This window comes from Thalassospira sp. MCCC 1A01428 (assembly GCF_002115825.1).
Classification (GTDB): domain Bacteria; phylum Pseudomonadota; class Alphaproteobacteria; order Rhodospirillales; family Thalassospiraceae; genus Thalassospira.
Genome location: NZ_JFJZ01000018.1, coordinates 26,093 through 45,867, shown reverse-complemented (window position 1 = coordinate 45,867; position 19,775 = coordinate 26,093). Strand labels below are relative to the sequence as shown.

Annotated in this window: 16 protein-coding genes and 2 tRNA genes; 2 read left to right on the top strand and 16 right to left on the bottom strand. The window is 50.7% G+C overall.

Annotation, left to right across the window (positions count from 1 at the left end):
- Nucleotides 1-93: 93 nt before the first annotated feature.
- The 10 genes from THS27_RS14505 to THS27_RS14455 all read right to left on the bottom strand — a co-directional run bounded on the left by THS27_RS14505 (nucleotide 94) and on the right by THS27_RS14455 (nucleotide 11,605).
- A complete protein-coding gene (locus THS27_RS14505; protein ID WP_085592072.1) occupies nucleotides 94-678 on the bottom strand; it encodes a hypothetical protein in 585 nt (194 codons plus the stop codon).
- Between the two features lie 519 nt (nucleotides 679-1,197).
- Nucleotides 1,198-1,274: transfer RNA gene (locus THS27_RS14495), tRNA-Val, on the bottom strand.
- 109 nt (nucleotides 1,275-1,383) lie between these two features.
- Nucleotides 1,384-1,656, bottom strand: coding sequence for an HU family DNA-binding protein (locus THS27_RS14490; RefSeq protein WP_008891813.1), 273 nt, complete (start codon nucleotides 1,654-1,656; stop codon nucleotides 1,384-1,386).
- Nucleotides 1,657-1,919: 263 nt separating this feature from the next.
- Nucleotides 1,920-4,331, bottom strand: coding sequence for an endopeptidase La (gene lon, locus THS27_RS14485; protein WP_085592069.1), 2,412 nt, complete (start codon nucleotides 4,329-4,331; stop codon nucleotides 1,920-1,922).
- A 129-nt stretch (nucleotides 4,332-4,460) separates the two neighbouring features.
- Complete coding sequence (clpX, locus tag THS27_RS14480; protein ID WP_085592067.1) at nucleotides 4,461-5,726, bottom strand: ATP-dependent Clp protease ATP-binding subunit ClpX; 1,266 nt, start codon at nucleotides 5,724-5,726, stop codon at nucleotides 4,461-4,463.
- A 303-nt stretch (nucleotides 5,727-6,029) separates the two neighbouring features.
- Complete coding sequence (gene clpP, locus THS27_RS14475; RefSeq protein WP_085583355.1) at nucleotides 6,030-6,656, bottom strand: ATP-dependent Clp endopeptidase proteolytic subunit ClpP; 627 nt, start codon at nucleotides 6,654-6,656, stop codon at nucleotides 6,030-6,032.
- A gap of 44 nt (nucleotides 6,657-6,700) precedes the next feature.
- Nucleotides 6,701-8,125, bottom strand: coding sequence for a trigger factor (gene tig / locus THS27_RS14470; RefSeq protein ID WP_085592065.1), 1,425 nt, complete (start codon nucleotides 8,123-8,125; stop codon nucleotides 6,701-6,703).
- A gap of 109 nt (nucleotides 8,126-8,234) precedes the next feature.
- Nucleotides 8,235-8,319 (bottom strand) — tRNA-Leu (locus THS27_RS14465).
- Between the two features lie 152 nt (nucleotides 8,320-8,471).
- On the bottom strand, nucleotides 8,472-9,956 hold the full coding sequence (locus tag THS27_RS14460) for a malonyl-CoA decarboxylase (RefSeq protein WP_085592063.1): 1,485 nt from the start codon (nucleotides 9,954-9,956) through the stop codon (nucleotides 8,472-8,474).
- 188 nt (nucleotides 9,957-10,144) lie between these two features.
- Nucleotides 10,145-11,605, bottom strand: a complete 1,461-nt coding sequence (locus tag THS27_RS14455; protein WP_085592061.1) for an NAD(P)H-hydrate dehydratase — start codon at nucleotides 11,603-11,605, stop codon at nucleotides 10,145-10,147.
- Between the two features lie 171 nt (nucleotides 11,606-11,776).
- Here THS27_RS14455 and THS27_RS14450 point away from each other — a divergent pair, with 171 nt between their 5' ends.
- Together THS27_RS14450 and THS27_RS14445 are read left to right on the top strand one after the other, a co-directional pair.
- A complete protein-coding gene (locus THS27_RS14450; RefSeq protein ID WP_085592059.1) occupies nucleotides 11,777-13,030 on the top strand; it encodes a D-amino acid dehydrogenase in 1,254 nt (417 codons plus the stop codon).
- Nucleotides 13,031-13,061: 31 nt separating this feature from the next.
- Nucleotides 13,062-14,189, top strand: a complete 1,128-nt coding sequence (locus THS27_RS14445; protein ID WP_085592058.1) for a PAS domain-containing sensor histidine kinase — start codon at nucleotides 13,062-13,064, stop codon at nucleotides 14,187-14,189.
- Nucleotides 14,190-14,239: 50 nt separating this feature from the next.
- Here the strand turns inward: THS27_RS14445 and THS27_RS14440 are convergent, their stop codons facing one another.
- The 6 genes from THS27_RS14440 to THS27_RS14415 form a co-directional block, all read right to left on the bottom strand.
- On the bottom strand, nucleotides 14,240-14,722 hold the full coding sequence (locus THS27_RS14440; RefSeq protein ID WP_246832968.1) for a cytochrome c: 483 nt from the start codon (nucleotides 14,720-14,722) through the stop codon (nucleotides 14,240-14,242).
- Between the two features lie 73 nt (nucleotides 14,723-14,795).
- The gene (cueR, locus tag THS27_RS14435; protein ID WP_085592056.1) at nucleotides 14,796-15,188 is read right to left on the bottom strand and encodes a Cu(I)-responsive transcriptional regulator; all 393 of its coding nucleotides are present in this window, start codon (nucleotides 15,186-15,188) and stop codon (nucleotides 14,796-14,798) included.
- Nucleotides 15,185-17,626, bottom strand: a complete 2,442-nt coding sequence (locus THS27_RS14430) for a heavy metal translocating P-type ATPase (RefSeq protein WP_085592054.1) — start codon at nucleotides 17,624-17,626, stop codon at nucleotides 15,185-15,187. The genes cueR and THS27_RS14430 overlap by 4 nt, the downstream gene beginning before the upstream one ends.
- A 276-nt stretch (nucleotides 17,627-17,902) precedes the next feature.
- Nucleotides 17,903-18,394 (bottom strand): bacterioferritin, encoded by a 492-nt coding sequence (bfr, locus tag THS27_RS14425; protein WP_085592052.1) that lies wholly within the window; start codon nucleotides 18,392-18,394, stop codon nucleotides 17,903-17,905.
- Between the two features lie 20 nt (nucleotides 18,395-18,414).
- The gene (gene bfr, locus THS27_RS14420; protein WP_085592050.1) at nucleotides 18,415-18,891 is read right to left on the bottom strand and encodes a bacterioferritin; all 477 of its coding nucleotides are present in this window, start codon (nucleotides 18,889-18,891) and stop codon (nucleotides 18,415-18,417) included.
- A 473-nt stretch (nucleotides 18,892-19,364) separates the two neighbouring features.
- Nucleotides 19,365-19,529, bottom strand: coding sequence for a DUF1127 domain-containing protein (locus tag THS27_RS14415; protein WP_085592048.1), 165 nt, complete (start codon nucleotides 19,527-19,529; stop codon nucleotides 19,365-19,367).
- Nucleotides 19,530-19,775: the final 246 nt, after the last annotated feature.

The window sequence follows — 19,775 nt, the reverse complement described above, 5'->3', positions numbered from 1 at the left end:
CAAAACCCGCCAAAATTACGTTTGGCGGGTTTTTTATTATACAGATGGTATTTGGGACCCGACTGTTGGCAGGCAAAGCCTCAACCGCCTTTCCTACCCTAAAATCAGAATAAGAGCAGGTTCACCCAGCTTGTTTATTATCCAGTTTAGAGTCGTTTCATCTTCGACCGTCTTTCGACTCGTGGCATTTTCGCGGCGCACATGAACATTGGTATGAACTGTAATGGTTCCGTTAGGCACATATCCCATCGCCCCGAGCGTATCGAGATACTGTTCTGGCACTGAACTACCGCGAACTTCAACCGTCTGACTTTTCTCATGATACAACAATTGCAAAATTCGGGAATTGCGACGGACAAAATTAAACGTCTTTTCCTTCAGGATATTACCGCGCCGGTCATAACTAACGTTAAACACCCCGCGCCCCACATAGGTTGACGGCCCAAAAGCAGCATCGCGCTCCAGGTCATTTAAAATCGTTACTGCACGTTGTTTTTCGTCCGCAGGGCTTACCTTGCCATCCATCAGATCCTTGGCCAGCTTTGCGTGCCGCAACTGCCCTTTATAGGTAAAATGATAATCGCCATTGCGCGATAGCTCCAGGTCCGCTGTGAACTGCTCTGGCAGGTAGCATCCTTGCAAGCCGGCAAGAGCCCCCAGAAACAACATGACAGTCATATGGCGTCGCCAGTTCCCCAATACAGGGATGAAGCTGATGTAAAACCTGTGAAGGGCTGAAACTAACAAGAACAAAACTCCGATATCAAAAACCTCAACCTGACGATGTAAACCGGTAGGGCCCGAATATGATTACAGACCGCCCGGGTATGCACCAGCCCCTATTATGCCAAATCACACAGATCAGAATGGAAATGATATTTGTTTTGCCTGAAAAATACGGCGTCGCCGTTTCAGATCATTGCTACTGCAATTACGGACCAAGCCTGCAATATGCCAGCTGGTATCAATGACCGAACTTTAAACAAATGCGCAAATCAGATTGAAATATTTTTCTAAGCGGCATGCTTACAATAAGCCCCATCGAACCCGCCTTACACCGCCCCATGAATAGACAGACAACATGGAATATGATGCGGCAAAGCACTGACAGACCTGTGCTGGCCGGGATTTCAATATGACGATATAATTCATTGATCCGACAAAAGAAAAAGGCGCCCTGTTCGGGCGCCTTTAACATGGTGGGTGATGAGAGATTCGAACTCCCGACCCTCTCGGTGTAAACGAGATGCTCTAACCAGCTGAGCTAATCACCCTTTTTTGTGTGCCCCATTTTGCGGAAGCGAGCGGAACATAACATGGTTTTTTTAAAATGCAATGCCGGTGACGCTGTCACCGGCATTTTTTTTTCAAAGACGGTTAAAATTAATTAACGGCGTCCTTAAGGCCTTTGCCAGCCTTGAATTTCGGCTGCTTAGAAGCCGGAATATCGATTTCTTCGCCGGTACGCGGATTGCGACCTTTGGAAGCTGCACGCGCAGCAACGGCGAACGTGCCGAAACCAACCAGACGAACTTCATCGCCTGATTTCAAAGAATCGGTAATAGAATCGAATACAGCATCAACGGCTTTGGCAGCGTCTGCTTTAGACAGATCAGCTTTCGCAGCGACACTTCCAACGAGATCGTTTTTATTCACTTCCTGGCCCCCTTATTGGACGTTCGGAGTTATAAGGAAATTTGGTTTGCCCCAAACCTGTTACAGGCGCAATGTAAGCAGGTCGGGAACATGCCGTCAATCGGAGAGACGCAGTTTTCTGCCGTTTCGGTGGTTTTTTTGCAGTTTTTTCGCCTTTACAGGCACAGCCCTTTTGGCCTTGATCGATTCCGGGCAAAGTTATCCACAAAAAAACAGGGACAGCCAAGCTGTCCCTGTCAAAAACTGCAGGATTTTGCGGCTGATCAGTGGGTTGTAACCCCACCGACCTCCGATTCCTCGCTGTCTTTTGGCTTCACCGTTACGTTATCCGATTCTTCATCCCACTCAATCGGCACCAACGGGTTAACCAAAGCGTGTTGAAGAACTTCATCTACATGGGCAACCGGAATGATCCGCATATTGCGCTTCACGTTATCGGGGATGTCCTCAAGGTCTTTTTCGTTGTCTTTCGGAATAAGAACCGTTTTGACACCGCCGCGCATTGCAGCCAGCAATTTTTCTTTCAAACCACCAATTGCCAGCACGCGGCCACGCAAGGTCACCTCGCCGGTCATCGCAACGTCCTTGCGAACCGGGTTGCTGGTCAAAATCGACACAACCGACGTCACCATGCCAACACCGGCTGAAGGGCCGTCTTTCGGGGTTGCCCCTTCCGGAACGTGAACATGAATATCGCGCTTCTGAAACAAGGATGGCTTAATGCCAAATTGCGTCGCCCGCGACCGGACAAACGACGTCGCAGCCTGGATCGACTCTGTCATGACATCGCCCAGCTTGCCGGTCGTCTTCATGTTCCCTTTGCCCGGAACCGTCACAGCTTCGATCTGCAACAAATCTCCACCAAATTCGGTATAGGCAAGTCCCGTCACAACACCAACCTGGTCTTCACCTTCGGTTTCACCATAACGGAACTTCCGAATCCCGGCATATTTAGCCAAGGTCCGCGGTGTCACCCGCACAGTTTTCAAACCTTCGATCAAAATACGTTTGGTCGCTTTGCGGGCCAGACGGGCCAACTCACGCTCAAGGCTACGAACCCCTGCTTCACGGGTGTAATAACGGATCAGGTCACGAAGGGCATCGTCAGAGATGCTCCATTCCGACTTTTTCAAGCCGTTGGCTTCAACCTGTTTGGGGATCAGATGGCGCTTGGCGATTTCAACCTTTTCGTCTTCGGTGTAACCCGAAATCCGAATGATCTCCATACGGTCAAGCAGCGGCTGTTGCATACGCAGGCTGTTGGCCGTCGTCACAAACATCACATCTGACAGATCATAATCCACTTCAAGATAATGATCGTTGAAAGTAGCGTTCTGCTCAGGATCGAGCACCTCAAGCAAGGCTGACGCCGGATCCCCACGGAAGTCGGAACCCATCTTTTCAATTTCATCAAGCAGGAACAAAGGATTTGAAGATTTCGCCTTCTTCATTCCCTGAATGATCTTGCCTGGCATTGATCCAATATAGGTCCGGCGATGACCGCGAATTTCCGATTCATCACGCACCCCGCCCAGCGACATACGAATAAAGTTCCGCCCCGTCGCATTGGCCATGGATTTCCCAAGCGAGGTTTTACCCACACCAGGAGGACCAACAAGGCACAGAATCGGGCCTTTTACTTTTTTAATTCGCGCCTGAACTGCAAGATATTCAAGGATATGTTCCTTGACCTTCTCCAGACCATAATGTTCCTGATCGAGAACTTTTTTGGCTTTTTTCAAGTCATGCGAAATCTTGGTCCGTTTGTTCCACGGAATGGACACCATCCAGTCAAGATAATTGCGCACGACCGTTGCCTCGGCAGACATCGGGCTCATATTACGCAATTTCTTAAGCTCGGCCTGGGCTTTTTCCTTGGCTTCCTTCGGCATCTTGGCTTTGTTAAGCTTATCTTCCAGCTCGGATGCCTCATCCTTGCCGTCTTCGCCCTCGCCCAGTTCCTTCTGAATAGCCTTAAGCTGTTCGTTCAGATAATATTCGCGCTGGGTTTTCTCCATCTGGCGTTTGACGCGATTGCGAATTTTCTTTTCAACCTGCAACACGCCAATTTCAGATTCCATAAACCCGAAAATCCGCTCTAACCGCGCCGCAATCGACGCCGTTTCCAGCAATTCCTGTTTTTCTGAAATTTTAAGCGCCAGATGCGACGCAACAGTATCCGCCAGCTTTGCCGGTTCTTCGATCTGATTGACCGACACCAGCACTTCGGGCGGAATTTTTTTGTTCAGCTTGATATATTGTTCAAACTGGGTGACGACAGAGCGGGAAAGAGCTTCAAGCTCGCTTTCATCTTCGTCATCTTCGTCACGCACACTGCCATAGGCCTGGAAAAATTCGGCGTTATCAACAAAGCCCGAAATCTGGGCACGTTTTCCACCTTCAACCAGAACCTTTACCGTACCATCGGGCAGTTTCAGCAACTGCAAAACAGACGCAACAGTCCCGACCCGGTAAAGGTCATCGACCGACGGATCATCCAGTCCGGCATCTTTCTGGGTAACAAGAAGAATTTGTTTATCTTCGCGCATCACATCTTCAAGTGCGCGAACCGATTTTTCACGGCCAACAAACAACGGAACGATCATGTGCGGAAACACGACAATGTCGCGCAACGGCAAGACCGGGTAGATATCAGCATGTGCCAGTTCGACCATGTGTTCTATTCCCTATTTTGAGCCAAAACGCTGCTTCGGTCCTGCAATAGGCCCCGATAGCACCGCGAACATCCTCAATAGATAAGACGTTATTGCCGCGCTGCAATGCTGCCCGCGCGGCAATAACAATCAGGCACTGTTTTCAACGTCCGTGCGGCGCTCCGCATGGATCAAAAGCGGCTTGGCCTTGCCTTCAACCACATCACGATTGATGACAATTTCCTCGACGCTATCCATCGACGGCAGATCGAACATGGTATCAAGCAAAATGCCTTCCATAATCGAACGCAAGCCACGGGCGCCCGTTTTACGTTCAATCGCCTTGCCGGCAATCGCCACCAGCGCATCATCCTGGAAGGTCAGCTTGACATCTTCCATATCGAACAAACGCTGATATTGCTTGCTGAGCGCGTTTTTCGGCTCTGTCAAGATCTTGACCAGGGCTTCCTCGTCCAGGTCTTCCAACGTTGCCAAAACCGGCAAACGACCGATGAACTCGGGAATAAGGCCAAATTTCAGCAAGTCTTCGGGTTCAACAGCCCGTAACACGTCGCCTGTGCGACGTTCATCAGGGCTTCGCACATCAGCGCCAAAGCCGATACCGGCCCCTTTGCCACGCTGCGAAATAACCTTGTCCAGCCCGGCAAAAGCACCGCCAACAATGAACAGGATATTGGTCGTGTCGACCTGCAAAAACTCCTGTTGCGGATGCTTGCGGCCACCTTGCGGAGGCACAGATGCAACGGTGCCCTCCATAATTTTCAGCAAGGCCTGCTGCACACCCTCACCCGACACATCACGGGTGATGGACGGATTATCGGATTTCCGCGAAATCTTATCGACTTCGTCAATGTAAACGATGCCACGCTGGGCCCGTTCAACATTATAATCTGCTGACTGAAGAAGCTTCAGAATGATGTTTTCAACATCTTCACCCACATAACCGGCTTCGGTCAGGGTTGTGGCATCTGCCATTGTGAAGGGAACATCAAGAATCCGCGCAAGCGTCTGGGCGAGCAAAGTCTTGCCACAACCGGTTGGACCAACCAGCATGATATTTGACTTTGCCAGTTCGATGTCTTCGTTCTTGCTGGCATGGTTCAGGCGTTTGTAGTGGTTGTGAACAGCCACTGACAACACCTTCTTTGCATGGCCCTGACCGATGACGTAATCATCGAGAACCTTACAAATCTCTTGCGGAGAAGGCACCCCATCAGCGGACTTTACAAGATGGGTTTTGTGCTCTTCGCGGATGATGTCCATGCACAGTTCGACGCATTCATCGCAGATGAAGACAGTCGGCCCGGCGATGAGCTTACGCACCTCGTGCTGGCTCTTTCCACAGAAAGAACAATACAAAGTGTTCTTGGAGTCTCCGCTATTCGATTTGCTCATACAAACCCCAATGATGTTTGACGTTATCTGTTATCGCCATGTTAGCCGGGAAAGCATACCGATCTCAACGATTAATCGGCCCCTTCCAGCTTGCGGCCATGTCTTTGATATAGGATGAACAGGCTAAAAGTGAAGCCTGCCCTGTTCACAAAACGTTCATCCGGTGGCAGATGTTCCATCTGCGCCGGGTTTCATCGTCCTGTAACTTACATGTCTAGGACTTTCAGGCGAAACCACGCAAGACATAAAAAACGCCCCGGTCAGAAAACCGGGGCGTTTCAAAATTACACCGATTAAACGAAATCAGTCTTTTTTATCGCTTTCCGGCTTGGGACGCGACGTAACCACCTCATCGATCAGACCAAATTCCTTGGCTTGATCAGGAGTTAAAAAGTTATCGCGCTCCATCGAATCTTCGATGGTTTTAATATCACGGCCGGTATGCTCGACATAAATTTCGTTCAGGCGATGGCGCAGAGCCAGAATTTCGCGGGCATGGATTTCGATATCCGACGCCTGCCCCTGGAAACCACCTGACGGCTGATGGATCATGATCCGCGCATTTGGCAAGCTGTAACGCTTGCCTTTTGCACCCGCCATCAACAGCAGCGACCCCATCGAGGCAGCCTGCCCCATACATACGGTCGACACATCACAACGGATATATTGCATGGTATCGTAAATCGCCAGGCCGGATGTCACCACCCCGCCCGGAGAATTGATGTACAGGGAAATATCCTTGTCCGGATTTTCCGATTCGAGATGCAGTAGCTGGGCACAAATCAAGGACGACATGCCGTCATGGACCTGGCCATTGATGAACACGATCCGCTCTTTGAGCAGGCGGGAAAAGATGTCATAGGCCCGTTCCCCGCGGCTGGTCTGTTCAACCACCATCGGTACAAGCGAGTTCATCTGCTCTTCAATCATCAACCGCAATCTCCTTGCTGCAACTTTGTCTGCTTATCGGCAGATTACTCTTCGCCTTCGTCAGCAGCCTTTTTCTTGGCAGCCGGCTTTTTCGCCGCAGCTTTCTTGGCCGGAGCCTTCTTCTTGGCGTCGGCTTTCGGCGCGTCGTCTTCCTCTTCCGGTTTCAGAAGTTCTTCAACCGTAACGGTCTTTTCTTCAACCTTGGCAAGTTCGACGATGTAATCCACCACCTTGTCTTCATATACAGGGCCCTGAAGCGCCTGCAAGGCCTGCGGGTTATTTTTGTAGAATTCAATAACCTGCTGTTCCTGACCCGGATATTTCTGGGCTTCGGCAACCAGTACCTTGTTGATGTCGTCCTGGGTGATCTGAATGTTGTTGTTGCGGCCAACTTCAGCCAGCAACAGCCCCAGCAAAACACGACGTTCTGCAATTTCGCGGAACTCTTCGGTCAGCTCTTCTTCAGATTTGCCCTTGGTTTCGTCATCTTCCTGGCCAGCTTCACGTGCCTGTTTGATCTGACCGATAATACCGGTCAGTTCATTCTCAACCAGGCTGGACGGCAGATCAAAGCTGTGATTGTCAGCCAGTTGATCAAGCAGATCGCGTTTCATTTTCTGACGCGCAACCGACTCGTATTCCCGACCAAAATCCTTGCGGATCGCTTCTTTGAGGGACTCAAGGGTGTCCTGACCCAGCTTCTTGGCGAGTTCATCGTCAATTTCAGCCGGTTTCTTTTCCTTGATTTCCTTGACGGTCACATCGAACTCGGCATCTTTGCCAGCCAGTTCGTCAGAACCGTAATTCTCAGGGAAGGTCACCTTGACAACGGTTTCGTCGCCAGCATTGGCACCGGTCAACTGGTCTTCGAAACCTTCAATGAAAGTGCCTGAACCCAGTTCCAGTTCGTAATCCTCGGCTTTGCCGCCTTCAAAAGGCTCGCCGCCAACTTTACCAAGGAAATCAATGACAAGAACGTCACCGGTTTTGGACTTGCGCTTGCGCTTCAGAGCTTCGGTGGTGCCCTGTGCAGCAGCGATACGGTCCAGGGTTTCGGTAACCTTGGCGTCGTCAAGTTCAACAACTTCACGGGTCAGGTTCAGCTTGGAGAAATCCATCGGCTCAATCGCCGGAATGACTTCTACCGAAATGTCATATTCAAGGTCTTTGCCTTCATCAAAGGCAGTGACTTCAATTTTCGGCTGAACAGCCGGGCGCAATTCGTTGTCAGCCAGAACCTTGCTGGTGCTTTCATTTACAGCAGCTTCAAGGACTTCACCCATAACGGATTTGCCATAACGCTGACGCAAAAGTTTGGCCGGAATTTTACCAGGGCGGAAACCCGGAAGCCGAACCTGGCTTTTGATTTCTTCCAGCTTGGCATTAACCTGTTCTTCGATTGTAGCGGCCGGCACAACGACCTTGAATTCGCGCGCCAGGCCTTCATTTTTGGTTTCTGTAACCTGCATGGATAACTCTTTTGCTTAGGTTCGAATAATGTCCGTTACGCGACGTCGTCCGGACGTCAGAAGTCAATATGACTTAACGAATAGCTTTTTTTATTTTCCAGTTTGCAAATGGTACGGGCGAAGGGACTCGAACCCCCACGGATCTCTCCACTGGAACCTAAATCCAGCGCGTCTACCAATTCCGCCACGCCCGCACAAATGCATACCTCCCGCACCGGAAAAACCGGTGTGGGTGCGCCTTAATACAAACTTCGATCCCCTCATGCAAGCGTCGCCTGAGGTCTTCCGAGCAAAGCAGGCAAATAATAACGCCCGGATGGGGCAAAAAGACCCTCAAAGCCCGGTTTCACCCCGCAAGACGCCTGACATTGCCTGATGCCGCAATTTTTCCCGCGCCAATATAATTTTCATGATTTTTTTCAATTTCCGACGCCTGATACAGGTAATTAACCATCAAACCAAACGACTGTTCCTGCCCGGCAAGGGCACTGTTGGCATCCAGATTAAGCCGTTCCACCCTGGCACCATTGGTAAGATGAAAGTGAGCAACAGGGTCCAGCGCCGTATTTCGGCCTGGCCGGCGCTCGTTTAACAAATAATGTGCCACCAACCGCAACAAGGCCGGCCGGGCCGTTGCTGAAATTTCTTTCAGATCTCCTTGGTGTTCACGGTGCCCAACACCATTGGCAGCAACAAGCGGCGCACAAATAGCAAGGTCTTGCAAAACATTTTCGGGCACTAAAACAGCCTGTTTGGCATCCTCGCCTGAAATCGTTTTAATAGCCTTGCCCTCCGTATCTTTTTTATCGGGTGCAGGGGCCTGTATATGTTGTGATGCCTCCAGCTGGGCGTTAATGCGCATCATCCAGCGCCGAAACCCCGGAATGGGCGACAATGTTGCAAACTGCCGCAAATTGGGCAGGTCCCGTTGCAGCTCTGATACCACTCGTTTGATCAAAAAATCACCAAAGCTGATACCGGCCAGGCCCGACTGCGCGTTGGAAATGGAATAGAATATTGCGGTATCCACTTTGGACGGATCAGCAGCTTCGCTTGTCAGATCGCGATCAATCAGAACATCAACATTGTCAGCAATACCTGACACCAAGGCAACCTCGACAAAGATCAGCGGCTCATCTGGCATTCCGGGATGAAAAAAGGCAAAGCAGCGCCGATCCTGTGCCAACCTGCTTTTTAAATCCTCCCAACTGCGAATCTGATGCACAGCTTCATATGCAATCAGTTTTTCCAGCAAGGATGCCGGAGAATTCCAGGTAATCTGATGAAGTTCGAGAAAGCCGATATCAAACCAGCTTGCCAGCAATGTTTTTAGATCCTGCTCTAACAATGACAGGCCCGGCGCTTCGCCCCGCCAGCGTAACAGATCTGCTCGCAAATCAACCAGAAACTTAACACCCTGCGGCAATGAATTGAATTCTTGTAATAATTTCCGATAAGGCGGTACAAGCTCAAACCGCATTTGTCCTTCAAGCATGGTGCGTTCGGCCATATCGTCAGCCTGCTGCCAGTCTGTCATCAGGGCGGTGAGTTTGCCACGATCAACATCAAACTCATTGATCAAAAGATGCAAAAACTCTTTGCGGCCTGCGTCGTCAAGACGCAGAAAATCGTGCCCCAACTCTGCCGCGCGAGACCGCGCCGAAACTGCCCCGCCCCGATGCGCCAGGCAATCGGCAACCTGGCGGCGCCAATGATCCTTGCGCGCAGACTCGTCATCAAATCCCAAACTGCGAACGACGGGGTTTTCGCGAATTTCTCGCCAAAGCTGACGAATGTTATCAAACGTGCGATCAATAAAAGTCTGGTTCATTCAATTTCCGATCATGCATAAGGGCGGCAACCAGGATTTCGCCAGCATCCCGTACAAAATTGAAATCACAAAGGCACCAGCAGGCAAAATAAAGGCCAGTGTTCTTGCATCGCAAAACCTGCTTTCGCAAAGTCGGCGCAAACTGATTATGCTCATACAAACAAGCGCGCCTCTGAGTTTGTGCGCCCTTATGCGTCCATCCTGCCTTGCCAAAGCTTTGCAAGCAAAACCGGCAGTGCGTCGGGAATGTCTTCCGCGATAAGACCCGGTCCAAAATTATGGCCCGCCTGCCCGTGCAGCCACACCGCCATCGATGTGGCCTCAAAGGCAGGCATACCCTGTGCCAGCAAGCCAATCACCATACCGGCCAAAACATCGCCGCTGCCTGCTGTTGCCAGCCAGGGTGCAAAAACATCGTTAATTGTAACCCGGCCGTCTGGTGCCGCCACCACCGTATCCGCACCTTTTAAAACAATGACTGCACCGCTTCGCTTGGCAGCGGCACGGGCGCGCGTCACCTTGTCGCCGGTCATGTCGACAAACAGGCGGCCAAATTCACCTTCATGCGGGGTCATTACGGTTGGCCCCTGCACGGCAAAAAACAGTGTGCTGGGCTCATCGGCAAAGCTGGTTAAGGCATCAGCATCAAGTACGCAGGCTCGCGCGCAATGTAAGGCATGAACAACCCGCTTGCGGGTATCGTCGCCCACCCCGGCACCCGGGCCAATCAGCACACCATTATGGCGGCAATCCTGCATCAGGTCTTCAAACCGGGCAATCGGGGCAACCATCACCCCCGGCGCATCCTGCGCATAAAGCGGTAATACCGCCGGTTCGGCCAATACTGTTAACAAACCGGCACCAGCCCGGCGTGCGGCCCGTGCGGCAAGGCGGGTGGCCCCGGTGGCATGTGCTCCGCCCAACGCCAGCACATGCCCGCGGTTATATTTATGACCGGCAATACCCGGCCACGGAATATGCCGGGCCCATAAACGAGGATTGTTGATAAAAATATCCGGGTGCAAGGACGCCACTGTTTTATCGCTAATGCCGATATCCGCCACAACCCGTTCGCCGCACATCTCACGTCCGGGCAGCAAATAGTGACCGGGCTTTGGCCGGCAAAACGTCACTGTCAGGTCGGCCTCAATTGCAACGCCGCGCACGGCCCCTGATACACCATCAATACCGCTGGGCATATCAACGGCAACAACACTAACGTTGCTATCATTTACAGCATGCACCAGTTCAGCCATATCACCGGTTATATCCCGCGACAGCCCGGCACCAAAAATGCAGTCCACAATCAGGTCCGCGCCCACAAGCAACGCGGGTGATAACAGCTCCGCAACACCCTGCCATTTTTCGGCATTCAATGCTGCGTCCCCTGTCAGGTCAGCAAGTTGGCCAAACAGGCCCAAACGAACGTTCCAGCCTTGTGCACGTAACAACCGGGCAACGACAAAACCATCGCCGCCATTATTCCCAGGCCCACACAAAACCGATACAGAACAGGGAGAAAAACGCTGCAAAATCGCATCGACCACAGCCTGACCAGCATTTTCCATTAAAGCCTCGCCCGCAAGCCCGTTTTCAATGGTGCGTTTATCGGCTTCATACATTTGTGCGATCGTCAAAATTTCGCTCATCACGGCCCCGGTTTTAAAATTTCTTTGACCTGGCAACAGCCCGAAAGCACAGCCGTTTCTGACAACACAGTTACGCATTGCCACTGGTAGCTATTTGTTTTCCCAATGCGTATATTGCCCCCGCGCATATGATTCTGCCAATTAAATCCACGCGAACAAGGCAATTCCGGCATGCATGTTGTTGTATTGGGGGCGGGCGTCATCGGGACGACCGCCGCCTATTATCTTTTGCAAAATGGCCATCAGGTTAGCATCATAGATCGCCAGCCTATGGCTGCACAGGAAACCAGTTTTGCCAATGGCGGGCAAATTTCGGCATGTCATGCAACCCCGTGGGCTACCCCTGAAACGCCGTGGCAAAGTTTGAAATGGCTGGGCCGCGAAGATGCGCCATTATTATTCAGATTACGGTTTGACCCACAGCTATTTGCCTGGGGTTTGCGTTTTTTGCGCAATTGCGGCCCTGACCGTACCCGCCAGAACATTGAAAAATCACTGCGCCTGGCAATCTATAGCCGCGACTGTATCAAGGAATTGCGCCGCAATCTTGGCCTAGAATATGACAATCTGTCAAAAGGCATTTTGCATATCTGCCGCGATGAAAAGGAAATGAACAAAGTTTCCCAATCATCTGAAATCATGAAACAATTTGGGTTAAAACGACACGTTGTCAATGCACGCGAATGCCTTGAAATTGAACCCGCACTTCAAGCTGCAGCACACCAGATCATCGGCGGCAGTTTTTCACCCGACGATGAAAGCGGAGATGCGCAAAAATTTACCACAGAGCTGGCAAAAATCTGTCGCAACATGGGCGCTGTGTTTCATTATAATACATCCATTCATTCGATTGAAAAAAGCGGTTCGGCGATTGACCATATTCGCACCGATAGCGGCGAAGTCCGCGGGGATTGTTATCTGCTTTGTCTGGGCAGTTTCAGTCCGCTTCTGACAACCCCCCTGGGCATCAAATTACCCATTTACCCTTGTAAGGGTTATTCAATTACAATTGATACCAGCGGGCACGAAAGCCACGCACCTTCCGTCAGCCTGATTGATGACAGCGTTAAAATGGTATATTCGCGCCTGGGCAACCGTTTGCGGGCCGCCGGCACCGCTGAACTGGACGGGTATTCCCTGCGTATGTCACATCGGCGTCAGCAATTAATTGCTAACAAAGCCTTCGATCTTTTTCCACAATGCGGAAAACGTGAGGATATTACCTATTGGAGTGGCCTAAGGCCCGTTACCCCCGATTCTGCCCCTGTGCTTGGGCCAACGAAATATGATAACCTTTATCTTAATACGGGGCATGGAACGCTGGGCTGGACCATGAGTTGCGGTTCAGGCAAGGCGATAGCAGACCTGATATCAGGCAAAACCCCGGAAATTTCGTTGGGCGGCCTGAACGTGGATCGTTTCTGATCCGAAATTTTTCGTAAGCTGGGGTTTTACGATGAGTGCCAACCAATCGAAAAATTATGGCAAAACAACCGGCCCAATCGAAAATAATGCCCTGCTGCTGGCCCTGCCATATGGGGCCGCAATTTGCCTGCGCGATGGTAAAGTCCTTCAAGCCAACAATGCACTTGGGCAAATTCTGGGCATCAGCGCCGAAGACCTTCTTCATCACAAGGCATCATTTCTGTCGCAAGGCATCGTAGATGACCTGGAACATATCTTTGCATCCGGCCGGTTTTGGTGTGGCGACATCACAGTTGTGAATGCAGCACACCAAAACGTTCCATGTCGGCTAACGATTTCAGCACTTGAATGGATAGCGGAAAATCAAAGCGTACCAGCGGTTTTGCTAACATTGATGGAAAACAGCAACAACCGCATCGCAGAACAAAACCTGCTAGCCCATAATCAGGACCGGAACGATGTAAACGCCACCAAAACCGATTTTCTGGCCAATATGGGTCATGAATTGCGCACCCCGTTAAATGCGATTATCGGCAATTCCGAGCTGATCGCCGAGGCTATTTTGGGCGATATAACGCAAACCTACCGCGAATGCGGGCAGGATATTTACGAAGCCGGAACCCATTTGCTATCGTTGGTCAACGATGTTCTTGACACGGCAAAAATGAACGACGGGGCGATGACAATCAAACCTGAGTCAAACAATGCCGTGACGATTGCACGTGAAGCCATCAAATTGATAGCTGACGATTTCAACCGTCGCCGACATGTTTTAACATTAAACCTGCCCGATCAAGCCATTACCATTAACTGTGACCGTTTGAAATTAAAGCAGATCCTGATCAATATTTTAACCAATGCCGGAAAATACACCCCGGATGGCGGTGAAATTTCCCTTGAACTGCATACAACTGCGAACGAAGCCATTTTTACCATTAGCGATACCGGTGTTGGTATTGCCCCACAGGATATACCTCGCGCCCTGACCCGTTTTTCGCAGCTCCACCCCAAAGGCATCAAGGAAAGCGCCGGAACAGGACTTGGGTTGCCACTGGCAAAAATGCTTACAGAACTGCATGGTGGACGCTTTATCATTGAAAGCAAGCCCGGCTGCGGCACTGCCGTTAAAATATGCCTGCCAATGCCGCACGCCGGGTAAGCCCCTGAAATCTGCCGGGTAGCAGGTTTTCCATAGGGCACAATCAGATTTTATTTTTCAGCCTGCGCGGCTGCATTCATTTGATCATTCCGTTTGCGAATTTCATCGGGCCAACGGCTTTTAATATAGGACAGCACATCAACAATATCGTCATCCGACAATGTACCTTCAAATGCCGGCATCGTGCTTTGATAGCCATTTCCAACCATTTTAGCCGGACCGTATTTGGTCAGATCAAACAGCATATCATCAGGATGATGCCATGTATGGCCGCTGGCATCATGGGGCGGAGCCGGTAACAAACCATCAGGTCCGCGTTTTTGCCAATTTGCCTCGCCTTCCAGCTTATCGCCATGGCAGGATGCGCAATTGGCATCGTAAATTTTTTTGCCTGCCGCCACCAGATGCAGGTCTGATGCATCAATATTTGCAGCTGGCGACTGTGATTGACCGGGTTTGAAATACTGATACCCGACAATAGCAAGCACGACTACGCCCAGCGCGATTGCACTGTAACCCCATTTGTTCTTCACAGGTTGTTTCTCTCTCTATTTTAGATAGTTCCAGTTTACACCGGGCATTAACGGGTATGGCCCCGTTGCCATATCATGCTGACGGACCGGCCAAATCCTCGATAATCGGGCAATCAGGCCGGTCATCGCCATGACATTGATGCACCAGATGACGCAATGTCGTCTGAAGGCTCTTTAGTTCTGCAATTTTACGGTCAATATCGTCGAGATGCGCTTTTGCAATCTGGCGTACATCAGCAGATGCGCGATTGTGATCCTCGTATAAGGACAACAGCGTCCTGCAATCCTCTATCGAAAAACCCAAACCGCGCGATCGCTGCAAAAACCGCAATTTATGCAAATCCTGATCACTGTAGTCACGATATCCATTGGCAAGGCGCCCCGGGTGAACCAACCCGATTTCTTCGTAATAGCGAATGGTTTTGGCAGGCAGGCCACTGTCCTGTGCGGCATCGGAAATATTCATTTTTGCCCTCCCTCATTGCGCACATGCCAGCGTCGCAACATCAATGAATTGGTCACAACCGACACCGAACTTAACGCCATCGCTGCCCCTGCAATCGCCGGGCTTAAAATACCAAATGCTGCAAGTGGTACCCCGATCACGTTGTAACCAAATGCCCAGAACAGGTTTTGTGTAATCTTGCGTCGGGTAGCGATGGAAATATCAATCGCCCCGGCCACCAATGCCGGGTCTGATCGCATCAGGGTAATGCCGGCGGTTTCCATGGCAACGTCAGTGCCGCCCCCCATCGCAATGCCGACATCTGCCGCGGCCAATGCGGGGGCGTCATTAATACCATCACCCACCATCGCAACATGACGGCCTTCCTTGCGCAGTTTTTTAACTTCACGGGCCTTGTCTTGCGGACGAATGCGCCCACGCCAGCTATCCATGCCAATTTCCTGCCCAACATGGGCGGCAACATCTTCGGCATCACCCGACAACATAATGCTGACAATACCGCGCTGCTTGAGGTGTTTAACGGCGGCAATGGCACTTTCGCGAATTTTATCTTCCAGGGTCAGATACCCGGCAAACTTGCCGTCCACAGCCACCAGTACAACTGTTCTGCCCTTGTGTTCTGCATCGCCAATAGCCCTGGTTATATCGGCCTCGGGCAATGTTGCGTTATTATCGCGTAACAAGGCTTCCGTCCCAATCAGAACAGGTCGCCCGTCGACTGTGCCGCTAACACCGGCACCCGTCGTACTTTTGAAATTATCGACATTGGCCAGTTTCAAATCATCGTCATTTGCGGCCTGCACCACGGCGTGGGCCAATGGATGTTCGCTTGCGCGCTGAAGCGACGCCGCCAGACGCAGCAGTTCAGTTTTGTTGCCAAAATCATGGGCTGGAACAACATCATGAACCGTCGGCACCCCTTCAGTAAGCGTACCTGTTTTATCAAAAATCACGGCATCGACATTATGGGCATGTTCAAGCGCTTCAAAATTGCGGATCAGAATGCCAGCCTTTGCTGCCGCCCCTGTTCCGGCAACCAAAGCCGTTGGCGTTGCCAGGCCCAGGGCACATGGACAGGCAATTACCAACACCGACACAGATGCAACAATCGCTGCCTCAAGGCCAAACCCCGCGATCAACCACCCGGCAAGTGTTAACAAGGCAATCATAATAATGACGGGCACAAAAACAGCAGCTACCTTGTCAACCATTTGCTGCACCGGGGCTTTGCCCGTTTGGGCCTGCTCTACCAGCCGGATAATCCGCGACAATGTCGTATCTTCGCCAACCGCATTTACCCGGATGTCAATGCGCCCTGTCCCGTTAACAGCGCCGCCAACAACCGCGTCACCTGTGCTGCGTAATACAGGCCGTGTTTCGCCGGTAATCAGTGATTCATCAATTTCGCTTTCCCCGGCAACCACCTCACCATCAATAGGCAGTTTTTCACCAGGACGCACGCGTACGATGTCGTCAACGTTCAAATCATCAACAGAAACCTCGGTTTCTGCACCCGTTTCAACATCCAGCCTGCGCGCCTTGCGTGGGCGTAGCGCCATCAATTCACGAATGGCGGCCGATGCCCCACGCTTGGCGCGTTCTTCCATAATCTTACCCCCCAGGATCAGGGTAATGATCGTGGCTGATGCCTCAAAATACAGGTGCCCTGCCCCACTTATGCCAGGTTGCACCATATTATAAAGGCTCAGAAAATAGGCTGCCGACGTGCCCAATGCGACCAGCACATCCATATTGGCTGCACGGTTGCGCAATGCCAACCACGCCCCGCGGTAAAACCGCCAGCCAATGACAAACTGCACCGGTGTTGCCAAGGCAAGCTCAACCCAGGCGGACAGGCGAAAATCAACCCCAAGATACATCCATATCATTTGTCCGATTAACGGCGCCGATAATATGATCGACGCAGCCAACCACCACAAAGCATGATCGGAGGTTTTTTCGGCCTTATTGTCATTAGACAGTTTTTGATTACGGGAAACTGCGTGATAGCCCGCTTTCTCAACTGCTGCAATCACCTGACTGTCACTTACCATTCCAGAAATCACTGAAATATCGGCCCGTTCCATCGCCAAATTAACCGTTGCTTCGGTCACACCGGGCAGTTTACCCAGCGCCTTTTCCACCCGTCCGGAACAGCTGGCACAAGTCATGCCATCAATATCATAGGCCAGCTTCTGTTCTGAAACACTATAGCCCGCGTTACGAATGGCGGACGCGACATCGCGAATTCCAGCCTTGCCATTTTCGTCAAACCGAACATGGGCGGTATTCATGGCCAGGTTGACATCCACCTCGCCAATACCATCGATCTTGTTGATCGCCTTCTCCACGCGCCCCGCACACGATGCACAGCTCATGCCGTCCACCTGTAACGTCACATCGCTGCCTTCACTCTGTGGCTTTGTCATTGCTGTCATCGCGAACACCTCGCTTTTTCAATATGTATGACAACATAAAGTTTCCAGCGACAGGAAGGTCAAGCATTCTGTTAAAGTAAATTCGCCGCGGCGGGCCCGAACCACCACCTCCGATCACAAATGCCCTTTCTGTCCGCAAAACAGCCCCAATCAAAGGCGGGCTTCATATTGTACGTTTACAAAAATTTGCACCCAAAAACAGAAAGGGCCGCCAAATCTGGCAGCCCTTTCCTCGACACGTTATTTAAACGTCCGCCTTAGACTTGAGTGTAAGCCTTAGCCATGCGGCGAAGGTTCACCTACAGCGCGGAACTGAATATAATTTTGAAGACCCATCATATCGATCAGGCGAATCTGCTGTTCGATCCAGTGCGCATGATCTTCCTCGCTATCGTCAAGAAGCTGAGTCAGAACATTACGGGTCTGATAGTCACCCTCGGCTTCGCAAACCTTGATGGATTCTTTAAGATACTTGATCACCATATATTCATGATCAAGATCGTTTTTCATCATTTCCGGAACCGTCTGGCCAACGCTAATCGGCGTACGCGATGCCGTATCGGGCACCCCTTCCAGAAACAAAATACGCTCGATCAAACGCTTGGCGTGATCAAGTTCTTCGTCTTTTTCATGATGCATCCGCTCATACAGGGCATGAAGCCCCCAATCGAGATACATTTCCGCATGGGTGTTATATTGGTCCGCAGCGGACAATTCGGCGGTTAATTGCCGATTAAGAATATCAATAACCTTCTGGCTGCCTTTCATGGCGCACGCTCCCTGAATGATTAGTCGCCGTCGCCTGAACGGCTCTGGATGTAATTCTGAACACCGACATTATCAAGCTGCCACTGCTCGGTTTCGAGCCAGTCGACATGCTCTTCCTGATCTTCCAGAAAAGAAACAAGCAAATCGCGGGTAACAAAGTCTTCTGCCTTTTCGCAGGCAGAAATAGCTTCACGCAGCAATGGCAACGCAGACAGCTCGTACTTCACGTCACATTCAACGATCTCGCCAACATTCTCGCCAATCAGCAATTTGTTGAGATTCTGCAAGTTCGGCAGCCCGTCAAGAAACAAAATGCGCTCGATCAAATCGTCGGCGCGCTTCATTTCCTTGATGGACAATTTGAATTCATATTCGCCCATTTCCGCGACACCCCAGTTTTTGAGCATGCGGGCGTGCAAAAAATATTGATTAATCGCGGTCAACTGGTTCGTGAGGATGCGATTAAGGTAACCAATGATCTGCCGATCACCTTTCATATTGGGTCTCCTCCATTTGGCTAACGCCTATTCTGGGAAGTAGCACCAATTAATTCAAGGGAAAACGACGTCATTGATTACCACTATCAATAACTTAACGATTTTTTGCAAAACATGGTAAAGAATTTGTCGAAGTAAAAATCAATCTTAACAAACATCGTGCAAACAATTATCGTTACGCAGTTTGAGGATTATTTCATCGATACATCTGTTTAACTGGCGATGCGAATCGGAAGTACCATCTGACAGCCCCTCCGGGGCGGGCTTGCAGGAAAGATAAGGTCGATTGTGGTCAATACCGATTAAAATATATGGATGGATGAAAATCTGAACCGGACGGCGTTCATATCGTCATTTATATATGGTGCTGGCGCGCAGAGGATGACCAGACATACAAAAAGCCGGGTCACAATGGCCCGGCTTCTGCATACAGCAGCCTACTAGTTAGACGCTGTCGATCTATTTCCGCCTGCTTAAGCGATCGCGTCACGTGCAGCTTTGCGTGCAACGTCTTTGATCTGCCAGCGGGAAATCCCGACATCATCCAAATCACGGCTGTCGAGATCGTAAAGTTCGTTCGCGACTGACCGTGCATAGGCCCAACGACGAACAGCAACGATGATACTGGACAAGAACATGTTGAACCTCCTGTGTTTCAAACTGATGAGCGCTCAAATCTCGGCTTCATTATGTTGCCGGATGCGCTCTGCTCCGTTCTTCTGCGTTGCAATATGACGAAATTGATCAAACATCTCAATCCACCAAGATTGCATATCATCTGTTCCAAATAGTCATAATTGAATGGGTTCAATTAGATTTTGAACTACCTATCCGTCCATAAACAACAGAAAAACAAGCCTTTTTTGCTTCTGCGCAATTATATC

Coding starts and splice junctions, on each gene's coding strand:
- THS27_RS14505 (WP_085592072.1), bottom strand. CDS start 678: ATGACTGTCATGTTGTTTCTGGGGGCTCTTGCCGGCTTGCAAGGATGC.
- clpP (WP_085583355.1), bottom strand. CDS start 6,656: ATGATTGAAGAGCAGATGAACTCGCTTGTACCGATGGTGGTTGAACAG.
- THS27_RS14430 (WP_085592054.1), bottom strand. CDS start 17,626: ATGACAGCAATGACAAAGCCACAGAGTGAAGGCAGCGATGTGACGTTA.
- lon (WP_085592069.1), bottom strand. CDS start 4,331: ATGGTCGAACTGGCACATGCTGATATCTACCCGGTCTTGCCGTTGCGC.
- THS27_RS14450 (WP_085592059.1), top strand. CDS start 11,777: ATGCATGTTGTTGTATTGGGGGCGGGCGTCATCGGGACGACCGCCGCC.
- THS27_RS14445 (WP_085592058.1), top strand. CDS start 13,062: ATGAGTGCCAACCAATCGAAAAATTATGGCAAAACAACCGGCCCAATC.
- THS27_RS14455 (WP_085592061.1), bottom strand. CDS start 11,605: ATGAGCGAAATTTTGACGATCGCACAAATGTATGAAGCCGATAAACGC.
- tig (WP_085592065.1), bottom strand. CDS start 8,125: ATGCAGGTTACAGAAACCAAAAATGAAGGCCTGGCGCGCGAATTCAAG.
- cueR (WP_085592056.1), bottom strand. CDS start 15,188: ATGAATATTTCCGATGCCGCACAGGACAGTGGCCTGCCTGCCAAAACC.
- THS27_RS14460 (WP_085592063.1), bottom strand. CDS start 9,956: ATGAACCAGACTTTTATTGATCGCACGTTTGATAACATTCGTCAGCTT.
- bfr (WP_085592052.1), bottom strand. CDS start 18,394: ATGAAAGGCAGCCAGAAGGTTATTGATATTCTTAATCGGCAATTAACC.
- bfr (WP_085592050.1), bottom strand. CDS start 18,891: ATGAAAGGTGATCGGCAGATCATTGGTTACCTTAATCGCATCCTCACG.
- THS27_RS14415 (WP_085592048.1), bottom strand. CDS start 19,529: ATGTTCTTGTCCAGTATCATCGTTGCTGTTCGTCGTTGGGCCTATGCA.
- clpX (WP_085592067.1), bottom strand. CDS start 5,726: ATGAGCAAATCGAATAGCGGAGACTCCAAGAACACTTTGTATTGTTCT.